Below are 14,861 nucleotides of genomic sequence, written 5' to 3'. Positions count from 1 at the left end.
CTTGGAGGCGTTACGTGGACATTGTGCTTGGGGTGTCGATGGCTCCCAGGACGGTCCGCCTGGTAGCGATCGAAGGCCAAGACGCCGACGGTGTGACCGTCGAGCAAGAAGAGTTCGAGGTTGGCGCCGCCGGCGATGCGGTCGGTCGGGTGATCGACGCGCTCAGCGGCACCCGCGAAGGAGTGTTCGAGGGCGGCCACCGGCTGAGCTCCACCGGGGTCACCTGGACGAACCCCGCCGACGTCGCCGCGCTGCGCGAGGCGATCAACGCCAGCGACCTCGGCAACGTGATGCTGGTCGCGCCGTTGCTGGCGGCGGCCGCGCTGGCGCAGACGGTCGGTTATGCCCTCGCCTACGAGCGCATCGCGATGCTGTTCGTCGAGCCCGCAAGCGCGACGCTGGCCGTGGTCGAGGTCGGCGACGGTTCCATCGTCGATCTGCACCGACGCCGGATCAGCGCGGCCGACGGCGCAGCGGTGGCCGCAGAGTTGGCGACGATGGTCGCCGGCCTTGATGCGGGCGGGTCCGGGGCGGACGGCGTGTTCATCGTCGGCTGCGGAGCCGACATCGTTTCGCTGAAGTCCGCGATCGAGGCGGCCACCTCGCTGCGTGTGACGGGCCCCGAGGAGCCGGACATGGCGCTGGCCCGCGGGGCCGCGCTGGCGTCGGCGAACGCGCCGCTGTTCGCGTCGTCGACGGCGGCCCTGGCCTACGCGCTGGACCCGGGCACCGGGGAATTCAGCCCGCCGGCGGTCAGCCCCGGCTACCTCGACGTGTGGGGCGATGCCGGCACGGGCACCGGTTTCCGCGCCTACAGCGCCCTGGCCGACGAAGCCGACGAAGAGGAGAAGCCCCCACGCCGCAGCCGCGCGATGCTGCTGGCCGGCGGCGCCCTGGCCGGCATCGCCGCCGTCATCGCCGGCGTCGTGCTGGTGACGCTGACGGCGGATCAGCCGACGGGTCAGGGCCGCCACTCGGGCGTCAGCGCCGCCACGCCCGCCGTCCAGCTGCCGGCCGCACCGCCGAGCACGCCGCCGCAGGCGCAGCTGCCCGCCCCGAGCACGTCCCCGCCGGCGCCCGCGCCCACCGCGGAGGTGGCCGCCCCCGCGCCCGCGCCCGCCCCCATCGCGCAGCAACCGGCGCCGCAGACCACGGCCACGTCGGCGCCCCCCGCACCGGTCCGCCGCGCCCCGGCCCGGCAGACACCGCAGTACGTGCCGCAACCGGTCGAGCAGGCGGCGCCCCCGCCCGCCGCCCCGGCCCCCGCACCCCCGCCGCCGGCCGCACCGCCGCCGCCGGCCGCACCGCCTGTGACCATGTACCTGCACTTCCCGTTCGTCACGGTGCCGATCCCGATCACCCCGCCGGCGCCGCCCCCGGGCCCCTAGCACGTGGCACCGGCGGGGAGTTGAGCGCACACTGGCAATGACGGCACGCGCTGGCGAGGAGGTCGGATGGGCGAGCACGGTGGGTTCGGATTCGACCCCGAGGAATTCGATCGCATGATCCGCGAAGGCAGCGAAGGGCTGCGCGACGTGTTCGAGCGCGTCAGCAGGTTCGTCGCGGCCCCCGGGGCCCGGTCGGGCTGGTCGACGATTTTCGAGGACTTCTCACGGCGCCCCCGCCCCGCGCCCGAGACCGCGGGCGAGGCCGGTGAGGGCGTGTGGGCCATCTACACCGTCGACGCCGACGGCGGCGCGCACGTCGAACAGGTCTATGCGACCGAACTCGACGCGTTGCGCGCGAACAAGGACAACCTCGACCCGAAACGCAAGGTGCGTTTCCTGCCCTATGGCATCGCGGTCAGCGTCCTCGACGACGATTCCGAAGAGCCTGCGTAGCAGTCGTTTTCGGCTCAGCCCTGGGTGACGACGTTCGAGTCGCCGGAGTTGCTGATCTTCGGCGTGCCCGAGCGGTAGGTCACCTTGTTGTTGAAGCCTGACGCGGTGATCGCCTCGACGGCCTCGATGGTGATCGCGTTCTGCACGCCGGAGACCGACAGGCTGGCGCAATGCCCGGTGATCGTCACGGTGTTGGAAACGCCGCTGACGCTGACGATGTTGTCCTTGCAGGCGATGGTCCGGTTCTCGTTGATGCCGGCGACGCTGAGCTGGGTGCCCCGCGGCGGAGTGGATGGGGTCGACGGCGCTGCTCGCCGCGAGGCCGACGGGGCGGGACTCGTCGCGACGCTCGGCGACGAGGTGATGAACGACTTCACCCCGGAAATCTGGTGTGCGGCAAAGGCCGCGATGCCGCCCGCGAGCGCGATCACGCCGATCACGACGACGGTGCCGAGGATCCACCACACGCGGTTGCCCGACGGGCTCGGCGGGGGCGATCCGGGAATGGGTCCGCCGTAGGACCACGCTGGCGGGGCGCCCGGGGCTGGCGGCGGATGAGCCTGGCCGGCGGGCTGGGCGCTGCCCCGCTCTGAGGCCCACGCCGACTCGGCGAGCGGGCGCTCGAGTTCCCGGATCCGCTCTTCCGGGTCATCGTTTGCTGCCATGCATTGAATATGCCATTCGCTTCTGTGCTTTCGGCCCGTTCGGTAGTTTTGGGGATCGTGCCCAATTTGCCGAACCGCCAGGTGTTGTTGCGTCGCCGCCCGTCCGGGCTGGTCCGGCCGGACGACACGGAGATGGTCACCGCGGAAGCGCCCGAGCCCGCCGAGGGGGAGGCGCTGCTGCGCACCACGTACGTCGGCATCGACGCCGCCGCCCGCACCTGGCTCGACGACCAGCCCAGCTACCTCCCGCCGGTGCAGCTCGGTGAGGTCATCCGCGCGGCCGGCATCGGCGAGGTGGTCGCGTCGCGTTGTGACGCGTTCGCCGTCGGCGACGTCGTCACCACGCTGACCGGGTTTCAGGAATACGTGATCATCCGCGACGACCTGTTCAGCACGCCGATCCCGGGCGAGGACGATCAGCTGGCGATCATGTCGGTGTACGGGCCGACCGGCGCCACCGCCTACTTCGGGATGACCGACATCGGCCGACCGCAGCCCGGGGAGACGGTCGTGGTGTCGGCGGCCGCGGGGGCCACCGGGTCGGTGGCCGGCCAAATCGCCAAGATCGCCGGCGCCCGGGTGGTGGGCATCGCGGGCGGCCCCGAGAAATGCCGGGCGGTGGTGGAGGACTTCGGGTTTGACGCGTGCATCGACTACAAGAACGACGACATCGTCGCGGCGCTCAAAAAGCATTGCCCGCAACGGGTCGACGTCTACTTCGACAACGTGGGCGGGCCCATCCTCGACGCCGTGCTGGGCCGGCTGGCCTCCCGCGCGCGCGTGGTGCTGTGCGGCGTCATCTCCAGCTACCTGACCGGGGAGCATCCGGGGCCGGCGAACTATGTGAACCTGCTCTCGAAGACCGCGCTCATGCAGGGCTTCAACGCGCTGGATCAGTGGGGCCGCTTCGACGAGGCGTTCGCCGCGCTGCGGGGCTGGGAGGCGCAGGGCCGACTTCACCACCGGCAGACCATCTTTGAGGGCATCGAGTCGTGTGTCGACGCCCTCAACGGCCTGTTCACCGGCGTCAACGTCGGCAAGACGCTGGTCAAAATCAGCGAACCCGGCGCGTGTTGAGGCCGCAGGATGCGGCGCACCCCCACCGCGTGGTGTTATAACACCGTTTGCGAGAGTTGCCTGGGGAGATCGCGCCGGGTTTGACGAGCCGGCTTTCAACGATGGGTGGTTTGTAGATGGATCGTCGCAGCATGATGTTGATGTCGGGGCTCGGCATGCTGGGGGCTGCGATGCGCTTGCCGGGCGCCTGGGCCACCCCGTCGGCGCCGCAGGCGCCGCCGTCGGCCGGCGGCGGGTCCTACATCTTCGCCGACGAGTTCGACGGGCCCGCGGGCTCGGCGCCCGATCCGGGCAAGTGGACGATTCAGACCTGGCAGGACGACGTGTTCCCGCCCGTGGAGGGGATCTACCGCGACGATCGCCAAAACGTGTACCAGGACGGCAATTCCAACCTCGTCCTGTGCGCCACCCACGATCTGATGAGCAACACCTACTACAGCGGCAAGCTGCGCGGCAACTTCCGCAGCGTGATCAACCAGACCTGGGAGGCGCGGATCAAGCTGGACTGCTTGTTCCCCGGCCTGTGGCCGTCGTTCTGGGGTGTCAACGAGGATCCGCTGCCCGACGGCGAGGTCGACATCTTCGAGTGGTACGGCAACGGCGACTGGGCCCCCGGCACCACGGTCCACGCGGCGTCCAACGGGAAAACCTGGGAGGGCAGGTCGATTCCCGGTCTGGTCGACGGCAACTGGCACACGTGGCGAATGCATTGGGGCGAAGAGGGATTCGAGTTCTTCCGGGACGGGGCGCAGTACTACAGGGTGCCCAACAAGCCCATCCACGTCGCCGGCGGCGCCCCCGACGACTTCCGGTGGCCGTTCAACAACCCAGGCTACTGGATGACGCCGATGTTCACGCTCGCCGTCGGCGGGGTGGGCGCCGGTGACCCCGCCGCGGGTGTCTTCCCGTCGTCCATGCTGGTGGACTACCTGCGCATCTGGTAGCGGTCATTTCGTGGCTTTGAGCACCTGAACCAGGTTGAACTGCCACCGCTCGACCAGCCGGAAGCCCAGGTCGTGCGGCACCGCGAACGCCGGGGTCGGCCCGTAGCGGGGACCGGGCGGCAGCGCCGCGCCCCGCTCGTGCGCCGGCTGTGACGGGTCGGCCTGGGTGATGATCCAGACGACCCCGCAGTGGCTGAGCGGCGTGGCGACGACCTCGGGGATGAGGTTGGTGTCGAAGACGTCGTTGCGGTCGGTCGCGCGTTGCCACAGCGTCAGGTCGACCAGCTTGCGATAGGCGTCCGGGCGCGCCGCCAGCAGCGGGCGCATGGGTGCCGGCATGAACGTCACCGTGTCGTTGACCAGCAGGCAATCGCCCGGCGCCGCCTGCGCGGTGATCAGGTCGGCCACCTGGCTGTAGTCCATCCCGTATTTGGCGTACGGGTTACGCTGCGCCCGAACGTAATTCGGCGCCGCCGCCACGGCGAACAGACCGACCAGCGCGGCGGTGACCCAGGGCCTGGCGGCCACCGCGCCAGCGCAGACGCCCAGAACCAGCGCCATCGCCGGCGCGGTGAAGCACAGGTAGCGCGGCGTGTAGATCGAGTGCACCAGCGCCGAATAGGTCACGATCGCGGCGGTGGGGAGGGCAAGCCATCCCGCCGCGAGCACCAACAGCTGCCGCTCCGACGGCGCCAACCGCGCGGACCCGCTGAGCCACAACACAATCGCCGCGCAGATCAACAGCGCCGACAGGATGGCGAACGGGGGGCTTCGCTCGAAATACTGTTGCATCACCACGTCTTCGATGGTGCGGTGACCGATCGGGGCCACCCAGCTGATCTGGTGCGCCTGACCGGCGACCGTCAGCAGGAACGGCAGCAGGGCGCCCACCGCCGCGGCCGAGGCAATGGCGAAGCGCGCCAACACGGTTCGGCCGCGATGGAAGGCACCGATGAAGATGCCGTACGCCGCCAGCAGTAGTGCGAGGTATGCGTCGAGCACGATCGAGAACGCCAGCGCGACACCGTAAGACAGCCACAGCCACCGGGAGTCGCGGCGCGCGGCGCGCACGAGCAGGACGGTCAGCCACACCGCGGCCATCATCGACATGGCATAAGGGCGCGCCTCGATGCCCGCCCACGTGGCCCGGGGCAGGATCGCGCAGAACACCCCGGAGGCCACCGCGACGGTCCGCGACGAGAACTGCTTGCCCAGCACGACGACGCCGGCGGCCGCGCCCCCCACCGCCAGGCCACTGGGCGCGCGGGACCAGAACTCGGTGGGCGGAAAGACCTGAAACCACCCGTGCATGAGCAGGTAGTACAGGCCGTGGACGGCATCGACATTGCCCAGCATGTGCCACATCTGGGCCAGCGAACGGCTGTAGGAGGCCGAGACGGTCGCGGCCTCGTCGTACCAGAACGAGGGCCGGGCGGCCCCGGCCATGCTCACCGCGACGGCCAGCGCCGCGACGAGCAACGGGTCCAGCGCGGCCACTGCGGCCGGTCGGCGGCCGCCAAGCACGCCGGGGCTGAACACACCGCTATGGTGCCAGAACCGGACCGGCGCGATCGGCCGGCTCGGCCCTTCGATTCGAACGTATGATCGATCGATGGGACCGCTCGCCGCGATCGGGTACAACGGACAACCGGTCCGTAGCCCGTTTCGGGTGGTCCGCCCGCCCATCGCCGTGCTGGTCGACCTGACGGTGCTCTTCCCGCGCGAGCCGCACCGCTCGGGCCGCTATCAGCCCAACGGCCTGCAACTGCACAGGGTCGTCGAGGGGTGGCTGAGCTGCTGGGCCCTGTGCGAGCAGGGCGACTGGTGGGGCCTGGTCACCTATCCCGTCGCCTACGGATCGCAGCGCAAAACCGTGACGCACTGGGTGCCGGCCTGGACGCTGCGCCGCAAAGCCTGACCACACCGCGCAATGCGATGATTGCTGCCCGTGGACGCAAGTTGGGCCTCGGTCCTGAGCAAGCTCGTCGCGTTGGCGGCCGTCATCGCGCTGTCACCGATCACGGTCATCCCCGCGGTGCTGGTGCTGCACGCGCCCCGGCCGCGCCCGGCCAGTCTTGCCTTCCTCGGCGGCTGGCTGGTGGGGCTGGTCGCCTTCACCGCGGCGTTCGTCGCCGGCTCGGAGGCGCTCAGCGGTTTCCACGCGACCCCGCCGAAATGGGCGTCCTGGGTGCGCCTGGCCTTCGGGGTGGCGCTGCTCGCGCTGGCGGCGTTCCACTGGTTCACCCGGCACCGCAACCGCAGCATGCCGCGCTGGATGCGGTCGTTTTCCACGCTCTCCCCGGCGCGCGCCGGGGTGGTGGGGGCGGTCCTGGTGCCGCTGCGGCCCGAGGTGCTCATCCTGTGCGCGGCGGCGGGTTTGGCCGTCGGCAACAGCAGCCTGAGCGCCGGCGGCGAGGTGGTCGCCGCCGCGATCTTCGTCGTCGTCGCCGCGTCGACGGTGGCCATCCCGATCCTGGCCTACGCCGGCTCCGGTGACCGCTTCGAGGGAACCCTGGAACGCCTCAAGGCCTGGATGGAAGCCAACCACGACGCGATGCTGGCCGTGATCCTGTTTCTGATCGGGTTGATCGTGCTCTACAACGGGATTCGCGCGCTGGTCTGACCCCGCGTTCGGGCGACTCCGGCGCGTTTTGGCGTCACTTCGGCGCGGCAATGGGAGGATGCCGCCCATGGCAGGAAGCTGGGGCACCGTGCTGACCGGGCTGGTCCCGCTCGGAGCGGTCATCGCGCTGTCGCCGCTGACGGTCATCCCGGCGGTCCTGGTGCTGCAGGCGCCCCGGCCGCGGCCGAGCAGCCTGGCGTTTCTGGGTGGTTGGCTGCTCAGCCTGGCCGCGCTGACGGCGCTGGCGGTCGCGGCCTCCGGCCTGCTCGGCGGCTTGGACAAGGAGCCGCCGCGGTGGTCGTCGTGGCTGCGGGTGGTGCTGGGGGCGGCGCTGATCGCGTTCGGTATTTTCCGGTGGCTTCGCCGGCACGGGCAGGCCGAGTCGCCGGCGTGGATGCGCTCGTTCGCCAACATCACCCCTGCCCGCGCCGGGATCACCGGCGCGGTGCTGGCCCTGGTGCGCCCGGATGTGGCGCTCATCTGCGTCCCGGCCGGATTGGGGATCGGCACCAGCGGGCTCGGCGCCGCCGGCGATTGGGCGGCCGCCGCGTTCTTCGTCGCCATTGCGGCGTCGAGCGTCGCGATCCCGATCCTGGCCTACGTGGCCGCCGGCAGCCGCCTCGACGACACGCTGGCGCGCCTCAAGGACTGGATGGACCGCAACAACGCTGCGCTGCTCGCGGCCGTCTTGGTGGTGATCGGCGCGATGGTGCTCTACCACGGGCTTCACGCCCTGTAGCCGCCGTCGGCCAGGCCGGCGTCGGCTTCGAGCCTGTTGGTCGCCCCAAAGGCAAACTCGCGGAACAGCTCTCGGCCGTAGCCGGCGAGCATGCCCAGGTAGCCGCGGTCCGCCCATTGCTGCGCGTGCCGTTCTTCGTGGTGCAGCACGCGGTCCAGATCCAGGCGGGTGCAGCGCGGCGCGCCGTCGCCGTCGAGGCACCAGGTGTGCCCGGAAACGACGATCCGGCGCAGCTGCTCAGCCGGGTCGCTGAGACGGCCCAGGTTCACCATGAAGATGTCGCCCCAGGTGGTGCCGCCCCGCTGGCTGAACAGCCGCTGGATCCAGTTGCCGCCCAGCCCCATCAGCATGCCGTTGGGTGTGGTGACCAGGCGACCCCCGTTGCGGTGCACGAAGGGGACGTCGCGGGTGTAGCTCCAGCGGTTTGCCTGCTGCCGCAGGCGGATTCGCGTCACCTCGGCGGCGCAGTGGGGGGTGGCCGGGAAGTCGGTGGGCCGCGTTCCCGGCGCGCCGTAGTCGGTGCCGGCGTTGAGAATGTAGGTCATCAGCGCCGCCGTGCGGGCGTCGCCCCCGCGGGCGCCGGGCGGCAGCAGGAAGAAGGATTGGCCGGCCGGGTCCTCGATCTCTTGCATCCTCGCGAGGACCGCGAAGCTGGCGCGCGTGACGTCGTGACGGCGGGCGATCTCGGCGACCGCGTGCGGGGGCACGCCGCGGCGTTCGGCGTTCTCCCGCCATCTCGTGCAATAGCCCTGTGCGTCCATGTCTTTCCGGTCGATTGTCGCCCATGGTTAGGGTGGAGCGAATGAACAGGCGGCCCTGGCGACGCGCGCGCGGCATCAAACAGATCACCCGAGGACTCGGCACGCTGGATCGCGAACTGTTCGACGCGATCGCCGAGACGGACACCCCGCTGCTGGACACGGTCATGCCGCGGCTGACCCGCGCGGCCGACCATTCCAAGCTGTGGTTGGCCATCGGCGCGGCCCTGCTCGCCACGGGCAGGCAAAGCGCGCAGCGCGGCGCCACCCGCGGGCTGGTGACGCTGGCCGCCACCAGCCTGGTCACCAACCAGTTCGCCAAGCGCATCCGGCGGCGCCCACGCCCCGGCTACGACTTGGTGCCCCTGGTCCGGCAGGTTCGCCGCCGCCCGACGTCGAATTCACTGCCGTCGGGGCATTCGGCCAGCGCGGCCGCGTTCGCCGTCGGGGTGGGCCTGGAGAACCCGCCGCTGGGCTTCGGGCTGGCGCTGCTGGCCGGCCTGGTGGGCCTGTCGCGGGTGGCGACCGGCGCGCACTACCCGGGCGACGTCATCGCCGGATTCGGGATCGGGTCCGGCCTGGCCGTGCTCGGTGGCCGGCTCGTGCCGCCGATCGTCGAAACCGCGCTCCCGCGAACGGAACCGCTGCGCGTCGAGGCGCCGCCGCGGCCCGACGGCGCCGGGGTGGTCCTGGTCATCAACCCGGAGTCGGGCAGCGGCACCGGGGCCCGCGTCGTCGACGAGGTGCGCGCCGAGCTGCCGAAGGTCGACATCCGCGAACTGGGTCCCGACGACGACCCCGTGGAGGTCTTGCGCGGCGCGGCCGCCGGCGCCGAGGTGCTCGCGGTGGGCGGCGGCGACGGCACCGTGGCGGCCGCGGCCGGGGTGGCCATCGACGCCGGGCTTCCGCTGGCGGTCTTCCCCGCCGGCACGTTCAACCACTTCGCCAAGGACATCGGCTGCGACACCGTGGCCAAGACCGTCGGCGCGATCCGGCGCGGCACCGTGGCATACGTGGACCTGGTGTGCCTCAACGACTCTCAGATGGTGCTCAACACCGCCAGCATCGGCGCCTACCCGGCGTTCGTGCGGCGGCGCGAAAAACTCGAGAAACGCATCGGCAAGCCGCTGGCCGGTCTTTACGCGATGCTGCGGACGCTGCGCAAGGAAGAGCCGGTGCGCATCTGTTACGACAACAAGACGCTGCTGACTTCGCTGTTCTTCCTGGGCAATTCGCTGTACCTGCCCACCGGGTTCGCGCCCGCGCGGCGGACCCGCATGGACGACGGCCTCATCGATGTGCGCATCCTCGAAGCGGGCCGGCCGTGGGCCAGGACCCGGATCCTGACCGCGCTGGCGCTGGGCCGGCTGGAACGCAGCCCGCTCTACCACGAGCTGCAGGTGCCCGAATTCAGCTTCAGCGCGGTAGACGGCCCCACGGCCGTTGCGCGCGACGGCGAGGTCGGCGACAAATACGACCAGGCCCGCTTCACCGCGAAATACCGGATCCTTCCGGTGTTTCGTCCGCTTCCCGACGTGCGGCCCCCTCGGTGAGGTCGCGCACCCGCGCGTAGCGCGCCGCCACCTCCGGCGAGGGGCCGGCGGTGTATTCGCGCGTCGGCGGCGGATCCCACGCTGGTGGCCGGGCCGAGCCGCTCAACGCCCAGGCCGCCTGCCGCGCCGCTCCCGCCGCGACGTACTGCGCGGGCGCGGGCGCCAGCACCGGCATGCCGAACACCGCCGGCGCAATCTCGCGCAGCGCCCTGGACTGGGCGCCGCCGCCCACCAGCAGGATGCGGCGCGCGACGACGCCGCGCGCGGCCAGATGCGCGACGCCGTCGGCGAGCGAGCACAGCAGCCCCTCCACCGCGGCCCTGGCCAGGTTCGCCGGGGTCGCATTGGACACCCGCAGGCCGTGCAGCGCCCCGGTTGCGTTGGGCCGGTTGGGTGTTCGCTCGCCCTCCAGGTAGGGAACCATGACCAGACCCTCGCTGCCCGGCGGCGCCGACAGCGCGAGCCGGGACAGCTCGTCGTGGTCGACCCGCAGCATCGCGGCCGCGGCGTCCAGGACCCGCGCGCCGTTGAGCGTGCACACCAGCGGAAGGTAGCGCCCGGTGCCGTCGGCGAATCCGGCGACGTAGCGCGCGTCGTCGCGGACCGGATCCGCGGCGACGGCGGCCACCACCCCCGAGGTGCCGATCGAGACGATCACGTCGCCCTCTTCGGCGCCGAGCCCCAGCGCCGCGGCGGCGTTGTCGCCGAGGCCGGCCCCGAATGTGGTTGCGCCACCGATGGTTCCGGCCGACGGGCTCAGCACGGCGGGCAGCTGCGGACGGCGGCCGCGCAGCGCCAGCTCCAGCAGGTCCACGCGGTAGGCGCCGGTTGCGGCGTCGTAGTAGCCGGTGCCGCTGGCGTCGCTGCGATCGGTGGTCAGCGCCGCGATGTCGGTGTCACCGCGCAGCCGCCACGTCAGCCAGTCGTGGGGCAGGCAGACCGCCGCGGTGCGGTCCGCGTTCCGCGGCTCGCGGTCGGCGAGCCAGCGCAACTTGGCCACGGTGATCGCGGCCAGCGGCACGACGCCCACGGCTTGGGCCCAGGCGCGCGGTCCGCCCAGCTCGCGCACGAGTGTGTGCGCGGCGTCGGCCGAGCGGACGTCGTTCCACAGCAGCGCGGGTCGCACCACCCGCCCGGCTTCGTCCAGGCACACCATGCCGTGCTGCTGCGCGCCGACGGACAGCGCGTCGACGCCGTCGAGCCCCCCCGCGGCCGCGATGGCCTCTCGGGCGGCGGATTCCCATGCGGCCGGATCGATTTCGGTCCCGTCCGGGTGGCCGGCCTGTCCCTCGCGGACCACCGCGCCGGTGGCGGCGTCACACACCAGCACCTTGCAGGACTGGGTCGACGAGTCGATCCCGGCGACCAGCGTCACGGCGCGTCCTCCCCGATCAGCGCACGCAGCGTGGCGTGCGCGCCGCGCCGGTGCAGGCAGTCCAGTGCCCACAGGTAGGCCTCGCGGAAGCGCGGCGCGTCGATGAGGTCACCGAACAGCGAGCGGTTGGCCAGGAATGCGTCCGGGTCGTCGCGTTGCGAACGGGCGAGCGGCACCAACGAGTCGGCCAGCCGGTCGGTCACCTCGATCGGTCGGCCCTGCTCGTCGACGCCCTCGGCATACCGCGCCCAGCTCGCGACGATCGCCGCCGAGAGCCGCACCGGGCCGCCGGAGCGCAGATTGTCGTGCACGACCGGCAGCAGCCATTTCGGGATGCGGTCCGAAGAGTCGGCGCACAGCCGGGCGATCGTGTCGCGCACGTAAGCGTTGGCGAAGCGGGGGAGGAGCTGGTCGCGGAACTCGGCCAGACCCGGGATGCGTGTCAGCGTCGGCATCGCCTCCGAATCCAGGTAGCGGTCAAGGAATTCGGCGATCACCGGATCCTGGGCGGCCTCGTGCACCAGCCGGTATCCGGCCAGGTACCCGAAATAGCACAGGCCCTGATGGCCGGCGTTGAGCAGCCGCAGCTTCATCGCCTCGTACGGAGCCACGTCGTCGACGAGCTGCACACCGGCCCGGCCCAAGGGCGGGCGCCCGTCGGCGAAGTCGTCCTCGATCGCCCACATGGCGAACGGCTCGGCCACGACGGGCCGCGCGTCGCGCACGCCGAATTCGGAGTCCAGCCGCTCCACCACGTCGGCGGTGGTCACCGGCGTGATCCGGTCGACCATCGAGTTGGGGAATCTCGTGTTCTCGCGCATCCATTGCGCGAGTTCGGGATTGACCCGCTCCGCGTAGGACGTGAACGCGCGCCGGGCCACGTCCCCGTTCCCGACGATGTTGTCGCAGGACACGATGGTCGGCGAGGGCAGGCCGCGCGTTCGGCGCCGCTCGCACGCCTGGGCCACCAACCCGAACACGGCGCTCAGGGGCGGCTGGTAACCGCCCTCGGTGATGGTGAGCGAGATGATCCGGACCGCCGGATCGGCGAGCAGCTCGATGACCGAATCGGGATCCTCAGGCGCATAACGGAAGTCGACGATGGAGCCGATGACGCGGGGTTCTCGGGTGCCGTCGGCGTGTTCGAGGATCAGCGTATAGAGATGGTCCTGGTTGCGCAGCGCGTCGCGCATCTGTCGGTCACCCGGCAGCACGCCCACACCGCAGATGCCCCAATCCCGCGCGAGCCCGGCGTTGAGCAGACGGTCGATGTAGGAGGCCTGGTGGGCGCGATGAAAGCCGCCGACGCCGAAATGCGCTATGCCGATGCCGATTTGGCTGCGGTCATAGGTCGGGACGGGGATGTCGAGACCGGTCAGGTTCCGTGCGTTCAGCTTCACTCAAGTGTCACCTTAGCGCGGACTCCGCCGCGACTAGCTCATTGCTAGGCGTTGGGGCACAGGTCGCGCAGGGCGAAGATCACCACGTCCGCGGCCTGCCGGCCGTTGATCCCGCCGGAGCCCTGGTCGGCATCGGAGCGCTGCAGGGCCAGCAGCTCCAGCTGCTGCGGGGAAGCGCCCCACGAAAGCTGTTGACAGAGATCCGCGCCCATCCGCAACAGCGCGTCGTCGCCGCCGTCGACGGCGTGGATCCCGGCGTTGTGCAGGTCGTTGAGAAAGGCGGCCTGGTCGGCCCGCGCCGGGCCGGCCCAGACAATCCCTTGGATCAGAAGTGGGCCCGCCGTCAGCGCCGCGCCGATCAACCGGCCGTACCGCCTGCGTGCCGCCATCCAACCTTCTCCTTGTGTCTCTGCGCGATGCGATGATGCACCTTTACACAAAAGTGCATGATCCGCCGTGCAGAAAATCCGGAGGATGAATAGTCGGCGAAGATTGGCCGCGCGGCCGGGCGCGCGGAGCGCGAGAACTCAGCTCAGCGTGACTAGCTCGGGCACAGGTCACGCATGGCGAAGACGACGATGTCGTCGGCCTGCTGAGGACTGAGCCCCCCTGTGCCCTGCCGTTCGTCGGAGCGCTGCAGCGCCAGGCCCTCGAGCTGGGCGGGCGGGGCGCCCCAGGAGATTTGCTGGCAGATGTTCAGGCCCGCCTGCAAGAGCGCGGCGTCACCACCGGTCACCGCGTGGATCCCGTCCTTGTGCATGTCACTGAGAAAGCTGGCCGCGTCGGCCTGCGCGGGGCTGGCCCAGACGAGGCCGGCGAGAAGTGGGGCGCCGAACAGCGCTGAGGCGACCAAACCGCCAGCTAGACGACGTGTTGCCATATGCCCATCCCCTCCGTCTGTCAACAGTTGCTCTCACGGTGTTCACTTCTATGTAACCTCCTGGACAGACTTTGTGCATCAAAATTTCCCTGTGAATGACCTGCGGGTAAATAAAGTCCGCGGGATTCGAAGTCCGCGGCCGACCCGGGCGAAGCCCCAGAACGCACGCGTGTCGGCGCAGGTCAGCGATGCCTGCCGACGGTGTTCCGATTCGTGACAGCGTTGTGACGTCACCATTTGGAAACGGCGCGGTGCGGCGTGGCTCGTGTCGCGTGTCGGCTGCTGACAATTGGCCCGGTCGTGAAAAGGACGGCCTCGGTACGGCTAGGCGGGCCTGCTGCACTGATTGATTGCGGGAGTAGCTGAGCGTGAATAAAGGAGAGTTGGCGCTGATGGCGATCGTCGATCGGTTCAACATGAAAGTAGTTGCCGGCGCTGGGTTGTGCGGAGCAGCTATAGCGTTGAGCCCCGACGCGGCGGCCGCCCCGCTGATAACGGGCGGCCACGCGTGCATCCAGGGGCAAGCGGGCGATGCGGCGCCGGCCGCCGGAGGCCCCGTGGCCGCGGGCGCACCGGCGGACATGTGCGCGGCGCCGCTCACTGACATGTCCGGCGTGCCCATGGCCGTGCCCGGACCTGTGCCGCTCGGTGCTCCCGTGCCGATCGTGCCGCCATTGCCGCTCGCGCCGCCCGTGCCGGTCGTGCCGCCGGTGCCGGTGGTGCCCGCCGGTGCGCCGCTGATTGCCCTGGGCGGGCCGGTGGCGGGTGCTCCCTTGGAGGCGGCCGCTCCGATCATCGACATGGCCGGGGTGAAGGACGCGCCGACCGGTCCGGCGCCCACCGGCGGGCCGACGTCCGGTCAGCCGATTCGCCCCGGGCCGTCGAGCTGACGCTCTTTCCGGTTTAGGCGGGCCCGCTGGTTTCCTACCAGCGGGCCCGTTCCGTTGCGTGTCCGTCGTCAAAAGCCCGTTCTGCCAACAGAATCGAAGCTCCGCACCCGTCCTGC

At 70.9% G+C, this 14,861-nt stretch carries 16 protein-coding genes; 9 read left to right on the top strand and 7 right to left on the bottom strand.

Annotation, left to right across the window (positions count from 1 at the left end):
* The first annotated feature begins 14 nt into the window (after positions 1-14).
* Both AC0KS4_RS22770 and AC0KS4_RS22765 read left to right on the top strand, forming a co-directional pair.
* The gene (locus AC0KS4_RS22770) at positions 15-1,388 is read left to right on the top strand and encodes a DUF7159 family protein (protein ID WP_238957033.1); all 1,374 of its coding nucleotides are present in this window, start codon (positions 15-17) and stop codon (positions 1,386-1,388) included.
* 66 nt (positions 1,389-1,454) lie between these two features.
* Complete coding sequence (locus tag AC0KS4_RS22765; RefSeq protein WP_225330025.1) at positions 1,455-1,841, top strand: hypothetical protein; 387 nt, start codon at positions 1,455-1,457, stop codon at positions 1,839-1,841.
* A gap of 14 nt (positions 1,842-1,855) precedes the next feature.
* On the opposite strand, the gene AC0KS4_RS22760 is transcribed toward AC0KS4_RS22765, so the two are convergent.
* Positions 1,856-2,506 carry a DUF3060 domain-containing protein gene (locus AC0KS4_RS22760; RefSeq protein WP_225330024.1) on the bottom strand — a complete coding sequence of 217 codons (651 nt, stop codon included), beginning with the start codon at positions 2,504-2,506 and terminating at the stop codon, positions 1,856-1,858.
* 57 nt (positions 2,507-2,563) lie between these two features.
* On the opposite strand from AC0KS4_RS22760, the gene AC0KS4_RS22755 reads away from it, so the two are divergent.
* Both AC0KS4_RS22755 and AC0KS4_RS22750 read left to right on the top strand, forming a co-directional pair.
* Complete coding sequence (locus AC0KS4_RS22755) at positions 2,564-3,583, top strand: NADP-dependent oxidoreductase (protein ID WP_225330023.1); 1,020 nt, start codon at positions 2,564-2,566, stop codon at positions 3,581-3,583.
* A 116-nt stretch (positions 3,584-3,699) separates the two neighbouring features.
* Complete coding sequence (locus AC0KS4_RS22750) at positions 3,700-4,527, top strand: glycoside hydrolase family 16 protein (protein ID WP_225330022.1); 828 nt, start codon at positions 3,700-3,702, stop codon at positions 4,525-4,527.
* A gap of 3 nt (positions 4,528-4,530) precedes the next feature.
* Here AC0KS4_RS22750 and AC0KS4_RS22745 read toward each other — a convergent pair whose 3' ends face one another.
* Positions 4,531-6,066 (bottom strand): glycosyltransferase family 39 protein, encoded by a 1,536-nt coding sequence (locus tag AC0KS4_RS22745; protein ID WP_225330021.1) that lies wholly within the window; start codon positions 6,064-6,066, stop codon positions 4,531-4,533.
* Between the two features lie 73 nt (positions 6,067-6,139).
* On the opposite strand from AC0KS4_RS22745, the gene AC0KS4_RS22740 reads away from it, so the two are divergent.
* The 3 genes from AC0KS4_RS22740 (at position 6,140) to AC0KS4_RS22730 (ending at position 7,889) form a co-directional block, all read left to right on the top strand.
* On the top strand, positions 6,140-6,445 hold the full coding sequence (locus AC0KS4_RS22740; RefSeq protein WP_238957032.1) for a hypothetical protein: 306 nt from the start codon (positions 6,140-6,142) through the stop codon (positions 6,443-6,445).
* Between the two features lie 30 nt (positions 6,446-6,475).
* Positions 6,476-7,150: a GAP family protein gene (locus tag AC0KS4_RS22735; RefSeq protein WP_225330019.1), complete on the top strand. Its 675-nt coding sequence runs from the start codon at positions 6,476-6,478 to the stop codon at positions 7,148-7,150.
* A gap of 67 nt (positions 7,151-7,217) precedes the next feature.
* Positions 7,218-7,889 (top strand): GAP family protein, encoded by a 672-nt coding sequence (locus tag AC0KS4_RS22730; protein ID WP_225330018.1) that lies wholly within the window; start codon positions 7,218-7,220, stop codon positions 7,887-7,889.
* On the opposite strand, the gene AC0KS4_RS22725 is transcribed toward AC0KS4_RS22730, so the two are convergent.
* Positions 7,877-8,650: a hypothetical protein gene (locus AC0KS4_RS22725; protein ID WP_238957031.1), complete on the bottom strand. Its 774-nt coding sequence runs from the start codon at positions 8,648-8,650 to the stop codon at positions 7,877-7,879. The genes AC0KS4_RS22730 and AC0KS4_RS22725 overlap by 13 nt on opposite strands.
* A gap of 41 nt (positions 8,651-8,691) precedes the next feature.
* Here AC0KS4_RS22725 and AC0KS4_RS22720 point away from each other — a divergent pair, with 41 nt between their 5' ends.
* Positions 8,692-10,200 carry a bifunctional phosphatase PAP2/diacylglycerol kinase family protein gene (locus tag AC0KS4_RS22720; RefSeq protein ID WP_238957030.1) on the top strand — a complete coding sequence of 503 codons (1,509 nt, stop codon included), beginning with the start codon at positions 8,692-8,694 and terminating at the stop codon, positions 10,198-10,200.
* Here AC0KS4_RS22720 and AC0KS4_RS22715 read toward each other — a convergent pair.
* The 4 genes from AC0KS4_RS22715 to AC0KS4_RS22700 form a co-directional block, all read right to left on the bottom strand.
* Positions 10,136-11,575, bottom strand: coding sequence for an FGGY family carbohydrate kinase (locus AC0KS4_RS22715; protein WP_238957029.1), 1,440 nt, complete (start codon positions 11,573-11,575; stop codon positions 10,136-10,138). The genes AC0KS4_RS22720 and AC0KS4_RS22715 overlap by 65 nt on opposite strands.
* Positions 11,572-12,975 carry a mannitol dehydrogenase family protein gene (locus AC0KS4_RS22710; RefSeq protein WP_238957028.1) on the bottom strand — a complete coding sequence of 468 codons (1,404 nt, stop codon included), beginning with the start codon at positions 12,973-12,975 and terminating at the stop codon, positions 11,572-11,574. Before AC0KS4_RS22710 ends, AC0KS4_RS22715 begins: the two co-directional genes overlap by 4 nt.
* 44 nt (positions 12,976-13,019) lie before the next feature.
* Entirely contained in the window at positions 13,020-13,364 is a 345-nt protein-coding gene (locus AC0KS4_RS22705) for a DUF732 domain-containing protein (RefSeq protein ID WP_225330014.1), read from the bottom strand.
* Between the two features lie 152 nt (positions 13,365-13,516).
* On the bottom strand, positions 13,517-13,855 hold the full coding sequence (locus AC0KS4_RS22700; RefSeq protein ID WP_225330013.1) for a DUF732 domain-containing protein: 339 nt from the start codon (positions 13,853-13,855) through the stop codon (positions 13,517-13,519).
* A 392-nt stretch (positions 13,856-14,247) separates the two neighbouring features.
* Between AC0KS4_RS22700 and AC0KS4_RS22695 the strand changes: the two genes are divergently transcribed.
* Complete coding sequence (locus AC0KS4_RS22695) at positions 14,248-14,745, top strand: hypothetical protein (protein ID WP_225330027.1); 498 nt, start codon at positions 14,248-14,250, stop codon at positions 14,743-14,745.
* The last annotated feature ends 116 nt before the right edge of the window (positions 14,746-14,861 follow it).

Source organism: Mycobacterium sp. NTMscope_MAC_12 (genome assembly GCF_976985675.1).
The sequence above is the reverse complement of the archived record's forward strand: the minus strand, read 5'-3'. Positions and strand labels throughout refer to the sequence as shown.